Consider the following 16,231-nt stretch of genomic DNA (forward strand, 5'->3'; position numbering starts at 1 on the left):
ACAAGTATCTACAGGCACATTAGCTTCAGCAACTATACCAGTAATTATTATTGATGGTGCAGTTGGTAGTATAGATATAGACAATGACGGCATACCAAATAGACTTGATCTCGATTCTGATAACGATGGTTGTAGTGATGCTTTCGAAGCAGGTACCATTACTACCGAAGTTGCAGATATTACCGTAGCACCTTTTGATGCTACAAATGTTGGCGATAATGGTTTTGAAGATAGCCTAGAAACCGCAGCAGAAAGCGGCTTATACAATGGTACATATACCTATGATAGAGCGATAGAAGCGATACAACTCACCGTAGATACAGCACCAACCAACCAAACTGTAAATGATGGTGATGCAGCAAGTTTTGCAGCCTTAGCCACAGCAGATGCAGCCACAAGTTACACAACAGGTACACCAAATTATGGTACACCAGACAATGCCAATGATGGTGTCAATTACCAATGGTATATTGGAGATCCAGACAATGGTGGTACTGTATTAGCCAATGGAGGTGTATATAGTAACGTAGATACAGCAACCTTAAATATTAGTGACGTTACAGGTTTAGATGGTACAGATTATTGTGTACTCATAACTCACGATGACAATGTTTGTATTAGAGAAATTAATTGTTCCACACTTACAGTAAATTCAGACCCATGTGATGCTATTATTTCTGGAAACTTAGATACAGATAACGATGGCATATCTGATTATTGTGACGATGATGATGATAACGATGGTATCTTAGATATTAATGATTTAAACTGCCCAACGGGTCCTCTAACCCTTGGTCAGACATTCTCAGATACTACAGGTTCTACAAATAATCCAGAATTTGTAAATAATTTATATGCTTTTGATGGTGCAGATATAAGATTTGGTTATGAGTTAAGAGGAGGTGCTGCTTGGAATGGTGGCGTAACTAGCCAAAATAATGCTGCAGTTTTACCAGATGGTGCTTATATCAGTACCATACCAGACGGTACAGATTTCGGCGCAGGTAGAGTTGTAAATTATTTTATAACCTTTTCTGAGCCAGTTTACAATGCTAACTTTAAGATTGGAGGTTTAGACGTTGGAGATAGAGCCGATATATCAGCGATAAATGGTACAGATATTTTACCAGTAAACATATCTGATATCAATGTCGGAGCTGGTTTAACTATTAATGGACAGAGTGTAGAAAGTACAGCAACTCCTAACCAAGCTAATCCTACAGCTAATAGTATAGCTATTAGTGTTGATGGCCCTGTAAGCGAAATTATTGTAGTTGTCGGTAATTTTAATGGTGATAGAACGGCCAACTTAGAATTGAATTTTTATGAGTTTGAATATTGTACAGCTATTGATACAGATAATGATGGTGTTAACGATATTATAGATTTAGACAGTGATAATGATGGTATTTACGATGTTGATGAAGCAGGTTTTGGTGCGCTAGATACTAATAATGATGGTGTTATTGATGCAAATGATGCGGGAGGTCTTAATGATGTAGACGGAAATGGAGCAAATGATACTGCTGAAGCGGCAACACCTATAGATACACTTGCAGACGGTAGTTTCGATTACCAAAATACAGATAGTGACGGTGATGGTTGTGCGGATGCAAATGAAGCTTATGGCTATGCTAGTGCTGCAGGAGCAGATGATGGCCAGTTTGGCCAGCCAGATCCGGCAAATGTTAATCCAAATAATGGATTGGTTATAGAAGGTGGTGTAGATTATACTACAGGGACTAATAGTTCAGTAACCGATCCAGCAATTACTGCAGGTTGTAACCCTTGTGATGCTATTGCTTCTGGAAATCCGGATAGTGATGGTGACAATGTTTCAGATTTCTGTGACATAGACAGCGATAATGATGGTATCCTTAATGAATTTGAATTAAATTGTTCTGATGGTCCTATAGCATTAGGTCAAACATTCTCTGATAACACAGGTTCTTCAAACAATCCAGAATTTATAAATAATTTATATGCTTTTGGTACTGCGGATATAAGATTTGGTTATGAGTTAAGAAGAGGCGCTGCTTGGAATGGTGGCGTATCTAGCCAAAATAATGCTGCCGTTTTACCAGATGGTGATTATATCAGTACCATACCAGACGGTACAGATTTCGCAAATGGGAGAGTTGTAAATTATTTCATCACATTCTCTGAACCAGTTTACAATGCTAGTTTTAAGATTGGTGGTTTTGATGTTGGTGATAGAGCCGATATAACAGCGATAAATGGAACAGATAATTTATCAGTAAACTTAGCGGATGTTAATGTCGGAGCTGATTTAACCATTAATGGACAGACTGCAATAAGTGCAGCGACCCCTAATCAAACTGATCCTACAGCGAATAGCATATCTATTAATGTCGTGGGACCTGTAACTGAAATTATTGTAATTGTCGGTAATATAGATGGAGATAGAAATGCTAATGTTGAATTAAATTTTTACGATTTTGAATATTGCTTAACACAAGATTCAGATAACGATGATGTAGATGATATTTTTGATTTAGATAGTGATAATGATGGTATTTACGATGTTGATGAAGCTGGTAATGGAGCATTAGATACAAACGATGATGGTGTTTTAGATGCAACAGATGATGTGTTTAATGATTTAGATGGAAACGGTGCAGATGATGCAGCAGAAGCTACAACACCTGTAGACACGCTTTCTGATGGTAGTTTCGACTTCCAAAATACAGATAGTGATGGTGATGGATGTCCAGATGCAAATGAAGCTTATGATAATCCATTTACTGCAGGATCTGATGGAGGTCAATTTGGTGAGCCAGATCCCGCTTCTGTAGATACTAATACAGGTTTAGTAACAGAAACAGGCGTAAATTATACCTTAGGGACGAATGGAGCAGTAACAGATCCAGCAGATGATACAAGTTGTGATATTAATCCAAGTGTCAATACAGTTAAGACTTTAACTAATATTGATGGTAATGTAGCAACTACGGAGTATTCGCAAGTAAATCAGGTTATCAACTACAGAATAACATTAACAAATAATGGAAATGTAGCAGTGTTTAACCCAACCGTTGTAGATACTACAGCAGATGCATCACCAGTTCGTGGTACAGATGCACCAGGGAATAATGATGGTGTATTAGATGTTGGTGAAACTTGGGTGTATACCGCTAGTCATACAGTAACTCAGGCGGATTTAGATAATGGTTCATATACTAATACTGCAGAAGCTGATGGATCCGCGGATACTGATAATGATGGAACAGGAGATACAGCTGTGGAAAATGATGGAAGTGAAACAGTTAATGCTGCTGCCGATCCAAGCTTAGAAGCTGTTAAGACATTTGCAATTACTAACGACGTAGCACCAACAGGAGCAAGTCTAGGAGATACAGTAACGTATACCATTACCGTAACCAATACAGGTAATGTCACCTTAGATAACGTAGGTATAGTAGATACGTTTGTAGATGCTAATGGTAACCCACTGACCTTATTAACAGGGCCAACATTTGATGCTGCCAACTCAGACAATGTAGAGGGCACATTAGGGGTTGGAGAAGTAGCAACGTACACAGCGACTTACGAGATAGAGCAAGATGCAATAGATACAGGAGGCTTTAGTAACAGTGTATTAGCAAGTGGAGACAGTCCAGCAGATACAACAGTCAACGACACGAGTGACGATGGAGATGATAATGATGGTAACACCGAAGACGATGTTACAGAAATTGTAATCGTGGCTGAACCGAGTATAAGTTTAATAAAAACAACGTTGCCTTTAGAGGATACTAATGGCGATGGAGTAGAAGGTAGTATAGATGATATCATATCTTATGTGTTTACCGTAGAGAATACAGGTAATGTCACTTTAACCGATATTGAAATACAAGATGTACTGCCTGGTTTAACACTTATAGGTGGGCCAATAGCTCAATTGTTACCAGATGAGATTGATAGTACAACATATACAGCGACGTACCAGATAACCCAAGCAGATTTAGATACAGGTTTTATTACAAATTCTGCAACGGTAAGCAGTGAAGCCCCTGGAGGAGATGTTAATGATTCTAATGACGATATTAGAGATACTAGTGATGATCCTAATGATGAAAATGACAATGATGAAGATGGTAATGGTGATCCAGACGATCCAACGGTAACAGCGGTAAATTCAATTTTTGATTTAGATGTTGCTAAGGAAGTTGACGAACTACGACCTGTGGTTGGAGCCCAAGTAGTATTTACTATTGAAGCGGCAAATATTGGAAATGTAACAGCGACCAATATTGTAATTAGTGAGCAAATACCTAGTGGTTATGAATTTGTATCAGCAATAACAACAGCTGGAACTTATTCTGAAATTGATGGTGAGTGGACGATTGCTCAACTCAATCCAGATCAAGTAGAGATTCTTGAGATTACTGCAGAAGTATTAGGATTTGGAGACTACGAAAATAATGCCTTTGTGATTAATGCAAACGGAGGAATAGACATAAATCAAAGTAACGATGGTGGTACTGCAGCGGTAGATCCAATTTGTTTAACCATATACAATGAATTCTCACCAAATGGTGACAGTGTTAATGAAACGTTTGTTATTGATTGTTTAGAACGATTCCCTAACAATAAGTTAGAAGTCTTTAACAGATGGGGTAACATTGTGTATTCTAAAAAAGGTTACCAAAATGATTGGGACGGTACTTCTAACGGAAGAGCTGTTATTGAACAATCTAATGGTTTACCAGTAGGTACCTATTACTATGTACTAGATCTGGGAGATGGTTCGGAGCCTAGAGTAGGATGGTTATATATAAATAGATAAGTAAACAACTATATAAAAAGACAGAAAGATGATACGTATATTATCAAAAGCAAGTTTAATTTTAATAGTGTTTACTACACTGTTGACAACGAAAGAGGTTCAAGCACAGCAAGATCCTCAGTTCACCCACTACATGTATAATACACTTAGTGTTAACCCTGCCTACGCTGGTCAAAGAGAAACGCTCAGCGTGGTAGGTTTGCACAGATCGCAATGGGTTGGTTTAGAAGGTGCACCACAAACACAAACTTTAGGTATTCATTCTCCATTGAGAAATGAGAGAATTGGATTAGGACTAAACATTGTTAGTGATGCTTTAGGTCCGGCAAGAGAAACTTGGGTGGATGCTAATTTTTCTTATACCATACCATTAAATGCCAATGATTTAAAATTATCCTTTGGAGTACGAGGTGGTGTTCATAATTTGAATACTGATTTTGGATTGGGATTACCACAAAATATTTCAGATAATGCATTTGCGGATATTAGCTTATGGTCACCAACAATTGGTGGTGGTTTATATATGCATACCAGAAAATGGTATTTAGGACTTTCTGTTCCAAATTTTTTGCAAACGCAACATTATGATGATTTTCAAACCTCGTTAGCGACGGAACGTATACATTTTTATGCGATTGGTGGTTATGTTTTTAATCTAAACGAAACTTTAGAATTAAAACCAGCCTTTTTAGTAAAAGCGGTGTCAGGTGCTCCATTAGTAGCAGATGTCTCAGCAAATGTTTGGTATAAAAAGAACCTTACTGCAGGTTTAGCCTATAGATGGGACGATTCAGTTAGTGCGTTAGTTGGTTTTCAAGTAACGCCTGGTATGTTTATTGGTTATGGTTATGACCTAACAACGACAGGTTTAAATAATTACAATAGCGGTTCTCACGAATTAACCTTAAGATTCGAAGTTAAAAGAATGGGAAGAATATTATCACCACGTTTCTTCTAAAAATAAGACTATGAAAAAAATGACAAGATATATAAGTGTAGTTTTTGCAGGTATATTTGCCTTATCTGCTTATGCACAAAATGGTAAAATACAAAGCGTAAAAGATGACTATAAAGACTTTGCTTACGTTAAAACAAGTGAGGTATTGTTAGAGGTTGCTAATAAAGGTTATAAGTCAGTTGATCTTTTTCAGAAATTAGCCAATTCCTATTATTTTAATAATGATATGGAAAATGCAGTGAAATGGTATGGAGAACTTATGAGTTTAGGAGAAGTCATAGACCCAGAGTACTATTTTAGATATGCATTAGCACTTAAAGGTGTGGAGAACTATGCAGAAGCTGATAAATGGATGAATAAGTTTAATGATATTAAACCTAATGACTTAAGAGGTAAGGCCTTTTTATCTAGTGTAGATTACCGATCTAATATTGAAGATGTCAGTAGAGATGATATTATACCAAGTAACTTAGAGATAAACACTGAGTTTTCTGATTTTGGAACCACAGAGTACGAAAATTCTATCGTATTTGCTTCGGCAAGAGGTGGTGGGCGCAAGTATAGATGGAATGAAGAACCTTATTTAGATTTATATGCATCGGAGAAAACAGGAAATAGTTTTGGTGAAGCAACTGCCATAAGTGGAAAAGTAAATACTAAATATCACGAGTCTAGTGCAGTGTTTTCACCAAATGGAAAATACATGTTTTTTACCAGAAATAATTTCTTCAAATTAAAATACAAAGAAGACGAAACTGGTATAAATCGATTACAATTGTATAGAGTAACATTAAGCGAAGATGGAACTTGGGACGAAATTCATAAAATACACTTTAATAGCAAAGATTACAGTGTAGCACATCCTACGTTAAATGTTACAGGCTCTAGATTGTATTTTGCATCAGATATGCCAGGTACTTTTGGGCAATCCGATATATATGTCGTAGATGTTAATGAAGATGGTACATTAGGTAAGCCTGAAAATTTAGGCCCTTCGATAAATACAGAAGGTCAAGAATCCTTTCCTTTTATGGATACAAGCGGAAACTTATTTTATTCTTCAACTGGTTTTCCAGGTTTGGGAGGTTTAGATGTATTTAAGTCAGAAGGTTTAGATCAAAAGGTCGAAGCAGGTTCAAATAGAAACTTTCCAATCTTCAATGTTGGTAAACCAGTAAATAGTATCGCCGATGATTTTGGATATTATGAAAACTTAGTGACTAAGCGTGTTTACTTTAGTTCTAACAGAGAAGGAGGTAAAGGAGGAGACGATATATATACCTTTGAAATTCCGGAATGTGAGCAATCTGTAGTCGGAGTTGCTAAAGATATTAAAACAGAGGAGTTATTGCCTAACGCTACAGTGATTTTATTTGATGGAGAAGGAAATGAGTTAGAGCGTTCAACAACTGGAGCTGATGGTGCATTTGCTTTCGATTTAGATTGCGAGCAAGAATATTTGTTGCGTGGCGCATTAGAGAATTATGCATCAGACGAAAAACGTTTTACAACACCTAAGAAGAAGCAAGAGCTTAGACTTCAGCTCTTATTAGAAAAAAATGTGCAGGAAATTAGTCCATGTGATGATTTGGCTAAAATCTTAGATATTCCTATTATTTATTTCGATTTTGATAAATCTAATATTAGATACGATGCTGAGATAGAGCTACAAAAAGTATTAGCTGTGTTAAATAAATATCCTACAATGGCTATTGATATCCGTTCGCATACAGACTGTAGAGGATCGGCAGCATATAACGAAAATTTATCTGAAAGAAGAGCACAGTCTACACGTCAGTACCTAATAGATAATGGCATTTCTTCGGAGCGTTTAACAGCAAAGGGTTATGGAGAATTCCAATTGGTTAACGATTGTGGTTGTGAACCGTCAAACAACTCTACCTGTAGCGAAGAAGAACATCAGTTAAACCGACGTAGTGAGTTTATTATAACAAGTATAAACGGTAAGACTTGTGACGATAAAGAGTAAAAAAACAATAACAAAATAAAACTATAAATGACCACTTAATTTTTAAGTGGTCATTTTTTATGAAATCCTTTAACATTTTTAAGCCTTTAGTGCTTAATTTTGTGTTATGACAGAAGAACAAGTCATCCTTGTGGATGAAAACGATAATCAAATTGGCTTAATGCCTAAAATGGAAGCGCACGAAAAGGCCCTTTTACATCGTGCATTTTCAGTGTTTATATTTAATGATACTAATGAATTAATGCTTCAGCAACGTGCGCTGCATAAATACCATTCACCAGGACTGTGGACAAACACGTGTTGCAGTCATCAACGCCACGGCGAATCTAATTTAGAAGCAGGTAAACGCCGTTTACAAGAAGAGATGGGTTTTGTAACAGCCTTAAAGGAAACAACATCCTTTATGTATAAAGCACCTTTTGACAACGGACTAACTGAGCATGAGTACGATCATATAATGATAGGGTATTACAATAACGCACCAACTATAAATAAAGACGAAGTTGCCGATTGGAAATGGATGCCCTTAGAAGATGTAAAAGCCGATATAGCCTTACAACCCGAAAATTACACGGCTTGGTTTAAAATTATTTTTGAAAAGTTTTATGATTATATAAACATAAATAAGATATGAAGGTAACTGTACATAGAAAAGCGCACTTTAATGCAGCCCATAGGCTTTATCGAAAGGATTGGAGTTTCGAAAAGAATGATGCCGTATTTGGTAAGTGTAATAACCCAAACTTTCATGGTCATAATTACGAATTAATTGCCAGTGTTACAGGAGATATAGACCCAGAAACAGGTTATGTAATAGATGTAAAAATTCTGAAAGATATTATTAAGTCTGAGATTGAAGATGCCTTTGATCATAAGAATCTAAATGTAGAAGTGCCAGAATTTAAAGATTTAAATCCTACAGCAGAGAATATTGCAGTTATTATTTACAATAAGATAAAGGTAAAACTAGATTCAAAATTTCATCTCAAAATTACACTTTACGAAACACCACGTAATTTTGTGACCTACTCAGGAGAATAAATTATGGATAATCTTTTATATCCTTTAAAATTTGTGCCCATTTTAAAAGATAAAATTTGGGGAGGAGAAAAGTTAAAGGAACAATTAAACAAAGCATCACACTCAAAACAAGTTGGTGAAAGTTGGGAAATAAGTACAGTACCCGGTGACATTTCAGTTGTTGCTAATGGTAAGTTAAAAGGTGAATCTTTACAAACTTTATTAAATAACCATACACGATTTTTAATTGGTGATAAAAATCATAAACGTTTTGGTAACGAATTTCCTTTGTTAATAAAATTTATAGACGCTAAGAAAGATTTAAGCATACAACTGCATCCAGAAGATAAATTGGCCAAAGAGCGTCATAATTCCTTTGGAAAGACTGAAATGTGGTATGTATTGCAAGCAGATAAGGATGCTAACCTTATTGTAGGTTTCAATCAAAATATGGATGAGGAAACCTATCTAAAGCATCTAGAGACCAAAACCTTGCCAAAGATTTTGAATTTTGATAAAGTTAAAGCAGGAAATGTCTATTTTATTGAAGCTGGTCGTATCCATGCCATCGGTGCTGGAGTACTACTGGCCGAAATTCAGCAAACAAGCGATGTTACCTATCGTGTTTATGATTGGGACCGCGTAGATGATGAGGGTAATGAGCGCAAATTGCATAACGAAATCGCTATTGATGCTTTTAAGTTTAATATGAAGGATGATTTTAGGATTGAATACGAAAAACGAGAAAATGTATCTAATAGCATGGTTAGCTGTCCTTTTTTTACTACCAATTATCTCGAAATTAACACAATAATAAAAAAGAAAAATAATCACGATTCATTCATTATTTATATGTGTTTAGATGGTGATTTAGAGATTTCAACATCATCTTCAACAGAAAAGATTATAAAAGGAGAAACGGTGTTGCTCCCAGCCGCATTTAAAGATTATACACTTAAATCTAGTGCAGCAAAATTACTGGAGGTATATGTTTAAAACTTCAAATCATTTTTAAAGATTTCAGCATACTATTTATTATTTTTATACCATTAAATTAAAGAACATTATGGCGAATAAAAGAGATTTAAAAAAGGATATTAATTACGTTTTTGGTGATATCATTGAAGCTGTTTACTACTGGGAACTAGAAAATGCAGAAAAGCCAACTAAAGATAGTAATGCAATTATAGATGATGCCATTGCTGGATTTGATGAGTTAATTGCTCGCGTAAACGAAAGAGATATTGAAAGTCCTAAGGCACATTTTAAAGCGATTAATACCGATTTGGAAGCTAAAGGACGTGCATTGATAGATAGAATTAATAAATTAAAATAATTTAAGAGTGACTTACTCAAAAAGTTAAAAAGGCTGTCTGTAAAGTAAGAAAACCTGTCATTCGGATTTTAAGTTTAGGAATCTGAATTTATTGGTTTTCAAAATGTTTTAAATTCTAAACGTTAAGAATTTAAAACAAAGACTTTAGAGACAGCTTTTTTTGTTTTTATAGATTTATCATTCTATGCCTAATGATAGAGCCTTTCAGAATCTTATACTATTAAATCAGCTAAGGTCGAGAACCGCTTTAGGCTATCACCAAGTTTAAGTGCTATTCTATATTAGCTCTAGTTTCAATAAGTTTAGCTAATTTTTTTCCGTAGAAAGAGGTTTTAATGTCTTTTGTTAAACCATTATAAATAGAATCAATATAGACCGTATTGGCTGCAGGAACTTCATAAAGTGCTAAATAAGGTGCTATAATATTGTCTTTGTGATTTAGAGCAAACTGTATAGTATAAGCGTATTTGCGTTTTATTAATGTCGTAGACCGCTTTTTTAAAGAATCTGAAGCTATGGTATCATTAGCTTTTTTAGCTAAAAGGCTTTGCTCAATAATTTCCAAGTTTTGATCTTTGAAGTTAGACATAACTTTGGTGTATTCATTTAATAAATCTTGTGTTTTAGATCCTTTTATTTCGGCATCATAACTAAATAACTTTAGAGATGTGTTTATTGTAGTTTCACCTTTATCGCCAAAAAATGGAATATAATGTTCTTCACCATCATTTTTAAAAAGCTTTAGGTACAGTAAAATGGGTTCTTTGAGATTAGTTTGTAAAACAAATTCTTTTTCTCCCATAACGGCTACTGAGTCTAAATCTATAATATCCGTTGAATCTCCATTTTTTTGGAGATACACCATACCTTTTTTTAATCCTTTAATGTTTCCTTTTAAGGTGAAGTTAGCATCATTATCTTTTCCGCAAGAAATAGCTATACATGCTGTGAGAAATAAACTTAAAGCTTTAATGTATTTAGTCATGTTTTTAGTGTAGTTGTTAAGTGCGCAAATATCTTATTTTGAATTTAAAAATACTAGCCTCCTGCGGCAATTTTCATTAGCTCTGCACAGAGAATGGCTCCGTAAGTACCCACGACATAACCAAAGACTGCCAATAATGCTCCAACAGTTGCTAGCGATGGGTGAAATGCAGCTGCTACAACAGGTGCTGAAGCTGCTCCGCCAACATTTGCTTGGCTGCCTACCGCTAAAAAGAAATATGGAGCTTTTATAAGTTTTGCGACAAGAATTAACAGTGCTGCATGGATAGCCATCCATACCAAGCCAATTAATATCAATCCAGGGTTTTCGAGTATTTTACCTAAATCCATTTTCATACCAATAGTAGCAACGAGAATGTAAATAAAAACACTACCGACCTTACTTGCTCCTGCACCTTCATAATTCTTTGCTTTGGTGAATGACAGCAGCACACCTATTAAAGTAGCAATGGAAATGAGCCAAAAGAAACCACTGCCAAAGGAGGATAAGGCACTTTTAGGATCACTTACGGCTTCAAAATTATCCTTTAAAAAAACAGAGATATGATCCGAACCAAAATGTGCAATGCCCACTGCGCCAAAAGCTATGGTCAAAATGATAATTAAATCCGAAGTTGATGGTGTCCGAGTTATCTTATCACTAAAAGCTTGGACTTTGTTCTGTAATTCATCAATAGCAGTATTATCTGCTTTAAGCCAATTATCTATGCGCTTGCGTTTTCCAATTCCTAAGAGTATAACGGCCATCCAAAGATTAGCGACTACTATATCCACCAGTACCATACCTCCATAGAGCTCTTGGTTAAATTCATATATCTCTAGCATGGCAGCTTGGTTGGCTCCGCCTCCAATCCAACTTCCGGCGAGTGTGGCCAATCCTCTCCATGTAGCATCAAAACCAGCACCACCAACAGTTTCTGGTGAAAAGATTGAAATCAATAAAATGGCTATTGGCCCACCAATGATGATGCCTATAGTACCTGTAAAGAACATTACCAATGCTTTCCAACCCAGATTAAAAATTGCTTTTAAGTCTATGCTTAAGGTAAGTAATATGAGTGAAGCTGGTAATAAGTAACGACTAGCAATAAAATAAGTCTGGGAGATTTCATCTGATATTACACCTAAAGAGTTGAATATCGCAGGAATAAGGTAACACATTAGTAATCCAGGTACAATCTTGTAGAAATAATGCCAGTAACCTGACTTTTTCGATTCCGTAAAGAATACAAATCCCAAGGATATCATTAAAATCCCAAAAACTATTGCATCGTTCTTAAAAATGGGGTCTTCCGGTTTTTCATAAAAGAAATACATTAAAACAGAAGCAATAACAATACCTATAATTGTTAAGATAAATGGTAGGATATACTTGTTTTTTGAGTTCATAACTTTAATTTGTCACAAAATACAAAAACTAAAAAAAGTGACCGTTTCCGATCACTTTTCTTCTTTTGGTTTTTCTTTTTTTTTAGGCTGCCTTTTGTGTTCTTTGAGATATTGCATCAGCATCCATTCTATCTGTCCGTTGGTGCTACGGAATTCATCAGCAGCCCATTTTTCTATGGCTTTGAGCATATCTTCATTGATTCGTAATGCAAATGCTTTTTTCTTAGCCATTGTTGTTTATTTTAGATTTGTAAGTCTGTAAAACACGTTCGGCTTCTGCTTTCTTTTGTGTTCCGATCAACAATTTTTTACCGTTCTTTTGTATTATTTGAATACCAATGTCTCCAGAAACGTTAATGGCTTTTCCTTTGTTTTTTCTCCAAAGGCTACCACCTTTAAGTCCCCAGCCTCCGTACTCACTAATGGCATCATATTGCCTAATATATACATTATCTATAGTGTTCCAATTTATAAGTTTAAATGTTCTATGAAACGGAAAGAACTTGTAATGAATGCCTTTTTCATCAATTTTTGAGGTAAGCTTAAACGTAAATATTAGTGTTGATGCTATAATCATAAGACTTAGAATAAGTATAAACTCAAAGAGCGTAAAACTATTAGGGTCTTTTATATATGTGCCTATTATTATACCTATAGGAACAAGCATGCTTATGGCCATTAATAAGATGAGCCATAATTGATTAAAACGTTGTTCTTCTTTAAAAATTCGCATTACCTATTTTTATCGCGTTCTAGAACTAGACTTGTCCAGTTTTGTTCAATATTTTTCACCGTCCAACCTTCTCTGGCATATTGGTTTAAAAGGTTTTCAAAATTTTGAAATCTATGTCTAAAACCGAAGTTTGTTTATATTAATGGCTTAAAGTTCCTGTATTTACAACAGGAGACGCATCTTTATCACCGCAAAGTACTACCATAAGGTTACTGACCATGGCTGCTTTGCGTTCTTCATCTAATTGAACAACATCCTTTTTATTTAATTCTTCAATAGCCATTTCTACCATGCTTACCGCACCTTCAACAATCTTATGTCTTGCTGCAACTATGGCTGTAGCTTGTTGTCGTTTAAGCATAGCGTTTGCAATTTCTTGCGCATAAGCTAGGTAGCCAATACGAGCTTCTAAGACTTCAATACCTGCAATAGATAGGCGCTCGTCAATTTCTTTTTCTAGAGCATTGCTAACTTCATTAACGCTAGAGCGTAAGGTGATGTCTTCATCGTGGCCTTCATCAGCAAAATTATCATAAGGGTACATACTTGCCAATTTACGAACTGCAGCATCGGTTTGTACACGTACAAAGTTTTCGTAATTATCTACATCAAAAGCAGCTTTGTAGGTGTTTTGTACACGCCAAACTAATATAGTGCTTATCATAACTGGGTTTCCGAGTTTGTCGTTAACCTTAAGGCGTTCACTATCAAAATTACTGGCTCTAAGTGATATTTTCTTTTTAGAGTAGAAAGGATTTACCCAATAAAAGCCATTTTTCTTAACAGTACCAACATACTTTCCAAATAAAAGTAATACACGAGACCCATTGGGTTGCACCATTATAAAGCCAAATGCCATAACTAAGGCTAGGATTATAGTAAGTATAGGCCAAGCAGTCTGCATTGCCATGATTGCGGCAATACTTCCAAAAAATAGGATTAATAATACAAATAGCATAAAGTAGCCATTAGCCGGGACAATGATTTTTTCTTCTTTCATGATCTAAAAATTTAATTGGTTTATCAATAAATATTCAATATGATATTAAAATGATATCATAAAGGTATATATTATAGGTGTGTAAACCCAAATAAATGTTACATTTTTATTAAAAATAATGAGAATTGGAGTTTGGCACGCGGTTTGTTATATAGTAAGTGTAATGGTTACAGCGATAGTTACGAGAGTAACATTACTACAATATCGCAACATTGCATTTTGGTTGGTTAGTTAGTGAAAAAGCATCTCGTGGTTGGGATGCTTTTTCAATTTAAGTGTGCGACGTTTCTATGCTATGCGGTATAATTTTGAAACGATATATAAGTATTTTTAGGTCTTTATAAATTCAACAATACTAGTAATAAGTTCTGAGCTTAGAGGCCTAAACGTTTCATTATACGATTTTGAATTCTCTAAATCATCACCTTTAATTTCAAAAAGAATGTGGTTCATATTTTCAATGATCTTTAATTCTGCGTTTTCATTAGCGTCCTTTAGTAATTTAGCTTCCACTTGTGATACCTGGAGGTCTTTAGTGCCATTAATTAGTAGGATAGGGATATTTAAATGTTTTATAATTTCAGTAGGGTTATACTGCATCCAATTGATCATAAACGGTTGTAGGTCTGTATTAAAAACAGATGCTAATGTAGACGGATAATCTGTTATAGTGTTTCCTTGTTTTAATTGCACAACGACCTTTTTAGCTTCTTCACCAAGTTGAGGCGCCATAGTGGTTACTTGGTCTACAATAACGTCGCCAATGTTTTGGCCTGCACCTGCTAAGGATATAAACCCATCTGCGCTATCCTTTGCTGCAAGCATACCGACCAAACTACCTTGGCTATGGCCTATAAGATAAACTTTAGAGTAGGCATTTTTTTCTTTAAAATAGCGCAGTACGTCTTTTGCATCTTTAACAAAATCATCAAACATTATGGTTTTATCAACCCTACCTTGTCGTATTTGTTTTACGATGCGTTTATCATATCTAAAAGTGGCTATACCTTTATGAGCTAAACGTTCTGAAAGTTTTTTTAAGGCATTGTTTTTTAGAAAATTCTGATTGCCATTTCTGTCGGTAGGACCAGAGCCCGCAATAATAATTGCTAATGGAGGTGTCTGGACATTATTAGGAGTGAGTAGCGTACCATCGATCCAGTTTGTTACAGATACGTCTTGTTCAGAAAATGATTTTTCTTGACAAATACCTTTATTGAAAAATAGAATTAATGTAATATATGCTAGTAGTCTCATAGTTTTAAATTTATGCTATTGTAAAATTAAGGGATATTATAATTAAACTTAAATTCTAAATTAATATTTTAAAATATCTCGGATGCGCTATTTTAACTCCTGTATTTTATCGATGAAATACATGTTTTTATCCAAAAATGTTAAAATTATATGTATTACATCGATTTAATATGTTTTTTGTCGTTGTGTTTGAGTTCTAATTCTATATTTGGGGTATACTAAAATTTAGTTTTTAGTTAATGGATTAATTAATTAATATTTGCATTATGTTATGTTGACTTAGAGACCCTAAATCTACTTACATAATAAAAAAAGCAAATTAGAGAAACCGGGTTTGAGGGAACCCGGTTTTTTGTTTTTCAATTCCCGCGAAAGCAGGAATTTCATAAATTAAGTCTATTAAAAAAATCATGAATTACTGCTTTGATAGTAATAATAATACAACTCTAAATTTAGAGAAGCTTTCTAAATGTAAGGTTAATCCTAGGTTCAATATTCCTTTTTGTTTTAGCAATTTGATGCAACCAGTAATGTTGCATTTCTCCTTTCATTACCAAAAGGCTTCCGTGCTCTAGTACCAGTTTGTGTCGTTCTACTTTTAGGCTTCTATGTTTAAAGTGAAACGGGCGTGCCTCACCAAAACTCACTGAAGCAATAACAGGGTTTTTACCAAGTTCCTTTTCGTTGTCTGCGTGCCAACCATTACTGTCATTACCATTTCTGTATAGATTAA

General features: G+C 35.0%; 14 protein-coding genes. 7 read left to right on the forward strand and 7 right to left on the reverse strand.

From position 1 onward, the window contains the following. The 7 genes from Q0800_RS10245 to Q0800_RS10275 all read left to right on the forward strand — a co-directional run. Positions 1–4,810, forward strand: a 4,810-nt coding sequence (locus Q0800_RS10245; RefSeq protein WP_299129314.1) for a gliding motility-associated C-terminal domain-containing protein, incomplete at its 5' end; no start/stop codon positions are given. Positions 4,811–4,838: 28 nt separating this feature from the next. Beyond that, positions 4,839–5,768, forward strand: coding sequence for a type IX secretion system membrane protein PorP/SprF (locus Q0800_RS10250; protein ID WP_299129315.1), 930 nt, complete (start codon positions 4,839–4,841; stop codon positions 5,766–5,768). A gap of 10 nt (positions 5,769–5,778) precedes the next feature. Further along, positions 5,779–7,758, forward strand: a complete 1,980-nt coding sequence (locus tag Q0800_RS10255; RefSeq protein ID WP_299129316.1) for an OmpA family protein — start codon at positions 5,779–5,781, stop codon at positions 7,756–7,758. A gap of 106 nt (positions 7,759–7,864) precedes the next feature. Further along, positions 7,865–8,392 carry an isopentenyl-diphosphate Delta-isomerase gene (idi, locus tag Q0800_RS10260; protein WP_299129317.1) on the forward strand — a complete coding sequence of 176 codons (528 nt, stop codon included), beginning with the start codon at positions 7,865–7,867 and terminating at the stop codon, positions 8,390–8,392. Further along, positions 8,389–8,799, forward strand: a complete 411-nt coding sequence (locus Q0800_RS10265) for a 6-carboxytetrahydropterin synthase (RefSeq protein WP_299129318.1) — start codon at positions 8,389–8,391, stop codon at positions 8,797–8,799. The genes idi and Q0800_RS10265 overlap by 4 nt, the downstream gene beginning before the upstream one ends. 3 nt (positions 8,800–8,802) lie before the next feature. Beyond that, positions 8,803–9,774 carry a type I phosphomannose isomerase catalytic subunit gene (locus Q0800_RS10270; RefSeq protein WP_299129319.1) on the forward strand — a complete coding sequence of 324 codons (972 nt, stop codon included), beginning with the start codon at positions 8,803–8,805 and terminating at the stop codon, positions 9,772–9,774. A 70-nt stretch (positions 9,775–9,844) separates the two neighbouring features. Beyond that, positions 9,845–10,114 carry a hypothetical protein gene (locus Q0800_RS10275; protein ID WP_299129320.1) on the forward strand — a complete coding sequence of 90 codons (270 nt, stop codon included), beginning with the start codon at positions 9,845–9,847 and terminating at the stop codon, positions 10,112–10,114. A gap of 271 nt (positions 10,115–10,385) precedes the next feature. Here Q0800_RS10275 and Q0800_RS10280 read toward each other — a convergent pair whose 3' ends face one another. The 7 genes from Q0800_RS10280 to Q0800_RS10310 form a co-directional block, all read right to left on the reverse strand. Then, positions 10,386–11,099 carry a DUF4369 domain-containing protein gene (locus tag Q0800_RS10280; protein ID WP_299129321.1) on the reverse strand — a complete coding sequence of 238 codons (714 nt, stop codon included), beginning with the start codon at positions 11,097–11,099 and terminating at the stop codon, positions 10,386–10,388. Between the two features lie 53 nt (positions 11,100–11,152). Then, complete coding sequence (locus Q0800_RS10285) at positions 11,153–12,436, reverse strand: DUF819 family protein (protein WP_299129327.1); 1,284 nt, start codon at positions 12,434–12,436, stop codon at positions 11,153–11,155. 123 nt (positions 12,437–12,559) lie between these two features. Further along, positions 12,560–12,739, reverse strand: a complete 180-nt coding sequence (locus tag Q0800_RS10290; protein ID WP_299129322.1) for an Arc family DNA binding domain-containing protein — start codon at positions 12,737–12,739, stop codon at positions 12,560–12,562. Then, on the reverse strand, positions 12,732–13,241 hold the full coding sequence (locus Q0800_RS10295; protein ID WP_299129323.1) for a hypothetical protein: 510 nt from the start codon (positions 13,239–13,241) through the stop codon (positions 12,732–12,734). The genes Q0800_RS10290 and Q0800_RS10295 overlap by 8 nt, the downstream gene beginning before the upstream one ends. A gap of 139 nt (positions 13,242–13,380) precedes the next feature. Continuing rightward, entirely contained in the window at positions 13,381–14,241 is an 861-nt protein-coding gene (locus tag Q0800_RS10300; RefSeq protein WP_299129324.1) for an SPFH domain-containing protein, read from the reverse strand. Between the two features lie 330 nt (positions 14,242–14,571). Then, positions 14,572–15,498, reverse strand: coding sequence for an alpha/beta hydrolase (locus Q0800_RS10305; RefSeq protein ID WP_299129325.1), 927 nt, complete (start codon positions 15,496–15,498; stop codon positions 14,572–14,574). A 452-nt stretch (positions 15,499–15,950) separates the two neighbouring features. Further along, positions 15,951–16,231, reverse strand: a 281-nt coding sequence (locus Q0800_RS10310) for an alpha-ketoglutarate-dependent dioxygenase AlkB (RefSeq protein WP_299129326.1), incomplete at its 5' end; no start/stop codon positions are given.

Origin of the sequence: uncultured Winogradskyella sp. (genome assembly GCF_937958655.1) — a bacterium.
Classification (GTDB): Bacteria; Bacteroidota; Bacteroidia; order Flavobacteriales; family Flavobacteriaceae; genus Winogradskyella.

Bases quoted from the DNA above. Each gene is read 5' to 3' on its own strand.
- Q0800_RS10250 (WP_299129315.1), top strand. From the start codon at position 4,839: ATGATACGTATATTATCAAAAGCAAGTTTAATTTTAATAGTGTTTACT.
- Q0800_RS10255 (WP_299129316.1), top strand. From the start codon at position 5,779: ATGAAAAAAATGACAAGATATATAAGTGTAGTTTTTGCAGGTATATTT.
- idi (WP_299129317.1), top strand. From the start codon at position 7,865: ATGACAGAAGAACAAGTCATCCTTGTGGATGAAAACGATAATCAAATT.
- Q0800_RS10265 (WP_299129318.1), top strand. From the start codon at position 8,389: ATGAAGGTAACTGTACATAGAAAAGCGCACTTTAATGCAGCCCATAGG.
- Q0800_RS10270 (WP_299129319.1), top strand. From the start codon at position 8,803: ATGGATAATCTTTTATATCCTTTAAAATTTGTGCCCATTTTAAAAGAT.
- Q0800_RS10275 (WP_299129320.1), top strand. From the start codon at position 9,845: ATGGCGAATAAAAGAGATTTAAAAAAGGATATTAATTACGTTTTTGGT.
- Q0800_RS10280 (WP_299129321.1), bottom strand. From the start codon at position 11,099: ATGACTAAATACATTAAAGCTTTAAGTTTATTTCTCACAGCATGTATA.
- Q0800_RS10285 (WP_299129327.1), bottom strand. From the start codon at position 12,436: ATGTATTTCTTTTATGAAAAACCGGAAGACCCCATTTTTAAGAACGAT.
- Q0800_RS10290 (WP_299129322.1), bottom strand. From the start codon at position 12,739: ATGGCTAAGAAAAAAGCATTTGCATTACGAATCAATGAAGATATGCTC.
- Q0800_RS10295 (WP_299129323.1), bottom strand. From the start codon at position 13,241: ATGCGAATTTTTAAAGAAGAACAACGTTTTAATCAATTATGGCTCATC.
- Q0800_RS10300 (WP_299129324.1), bottom strand. From the start codon at position 14,241: ATGAAAGAAGAAAAAATCATTGTCCCGGCTAATGGCTACTTTATGCTA.
- Q0800_RS10305 (WP_299129325.1), bottom strand. From the start codon at position 15,498: ATGAGACTACTAGCATATATTACATTAATTCTATTTTTCAATAAAGGT.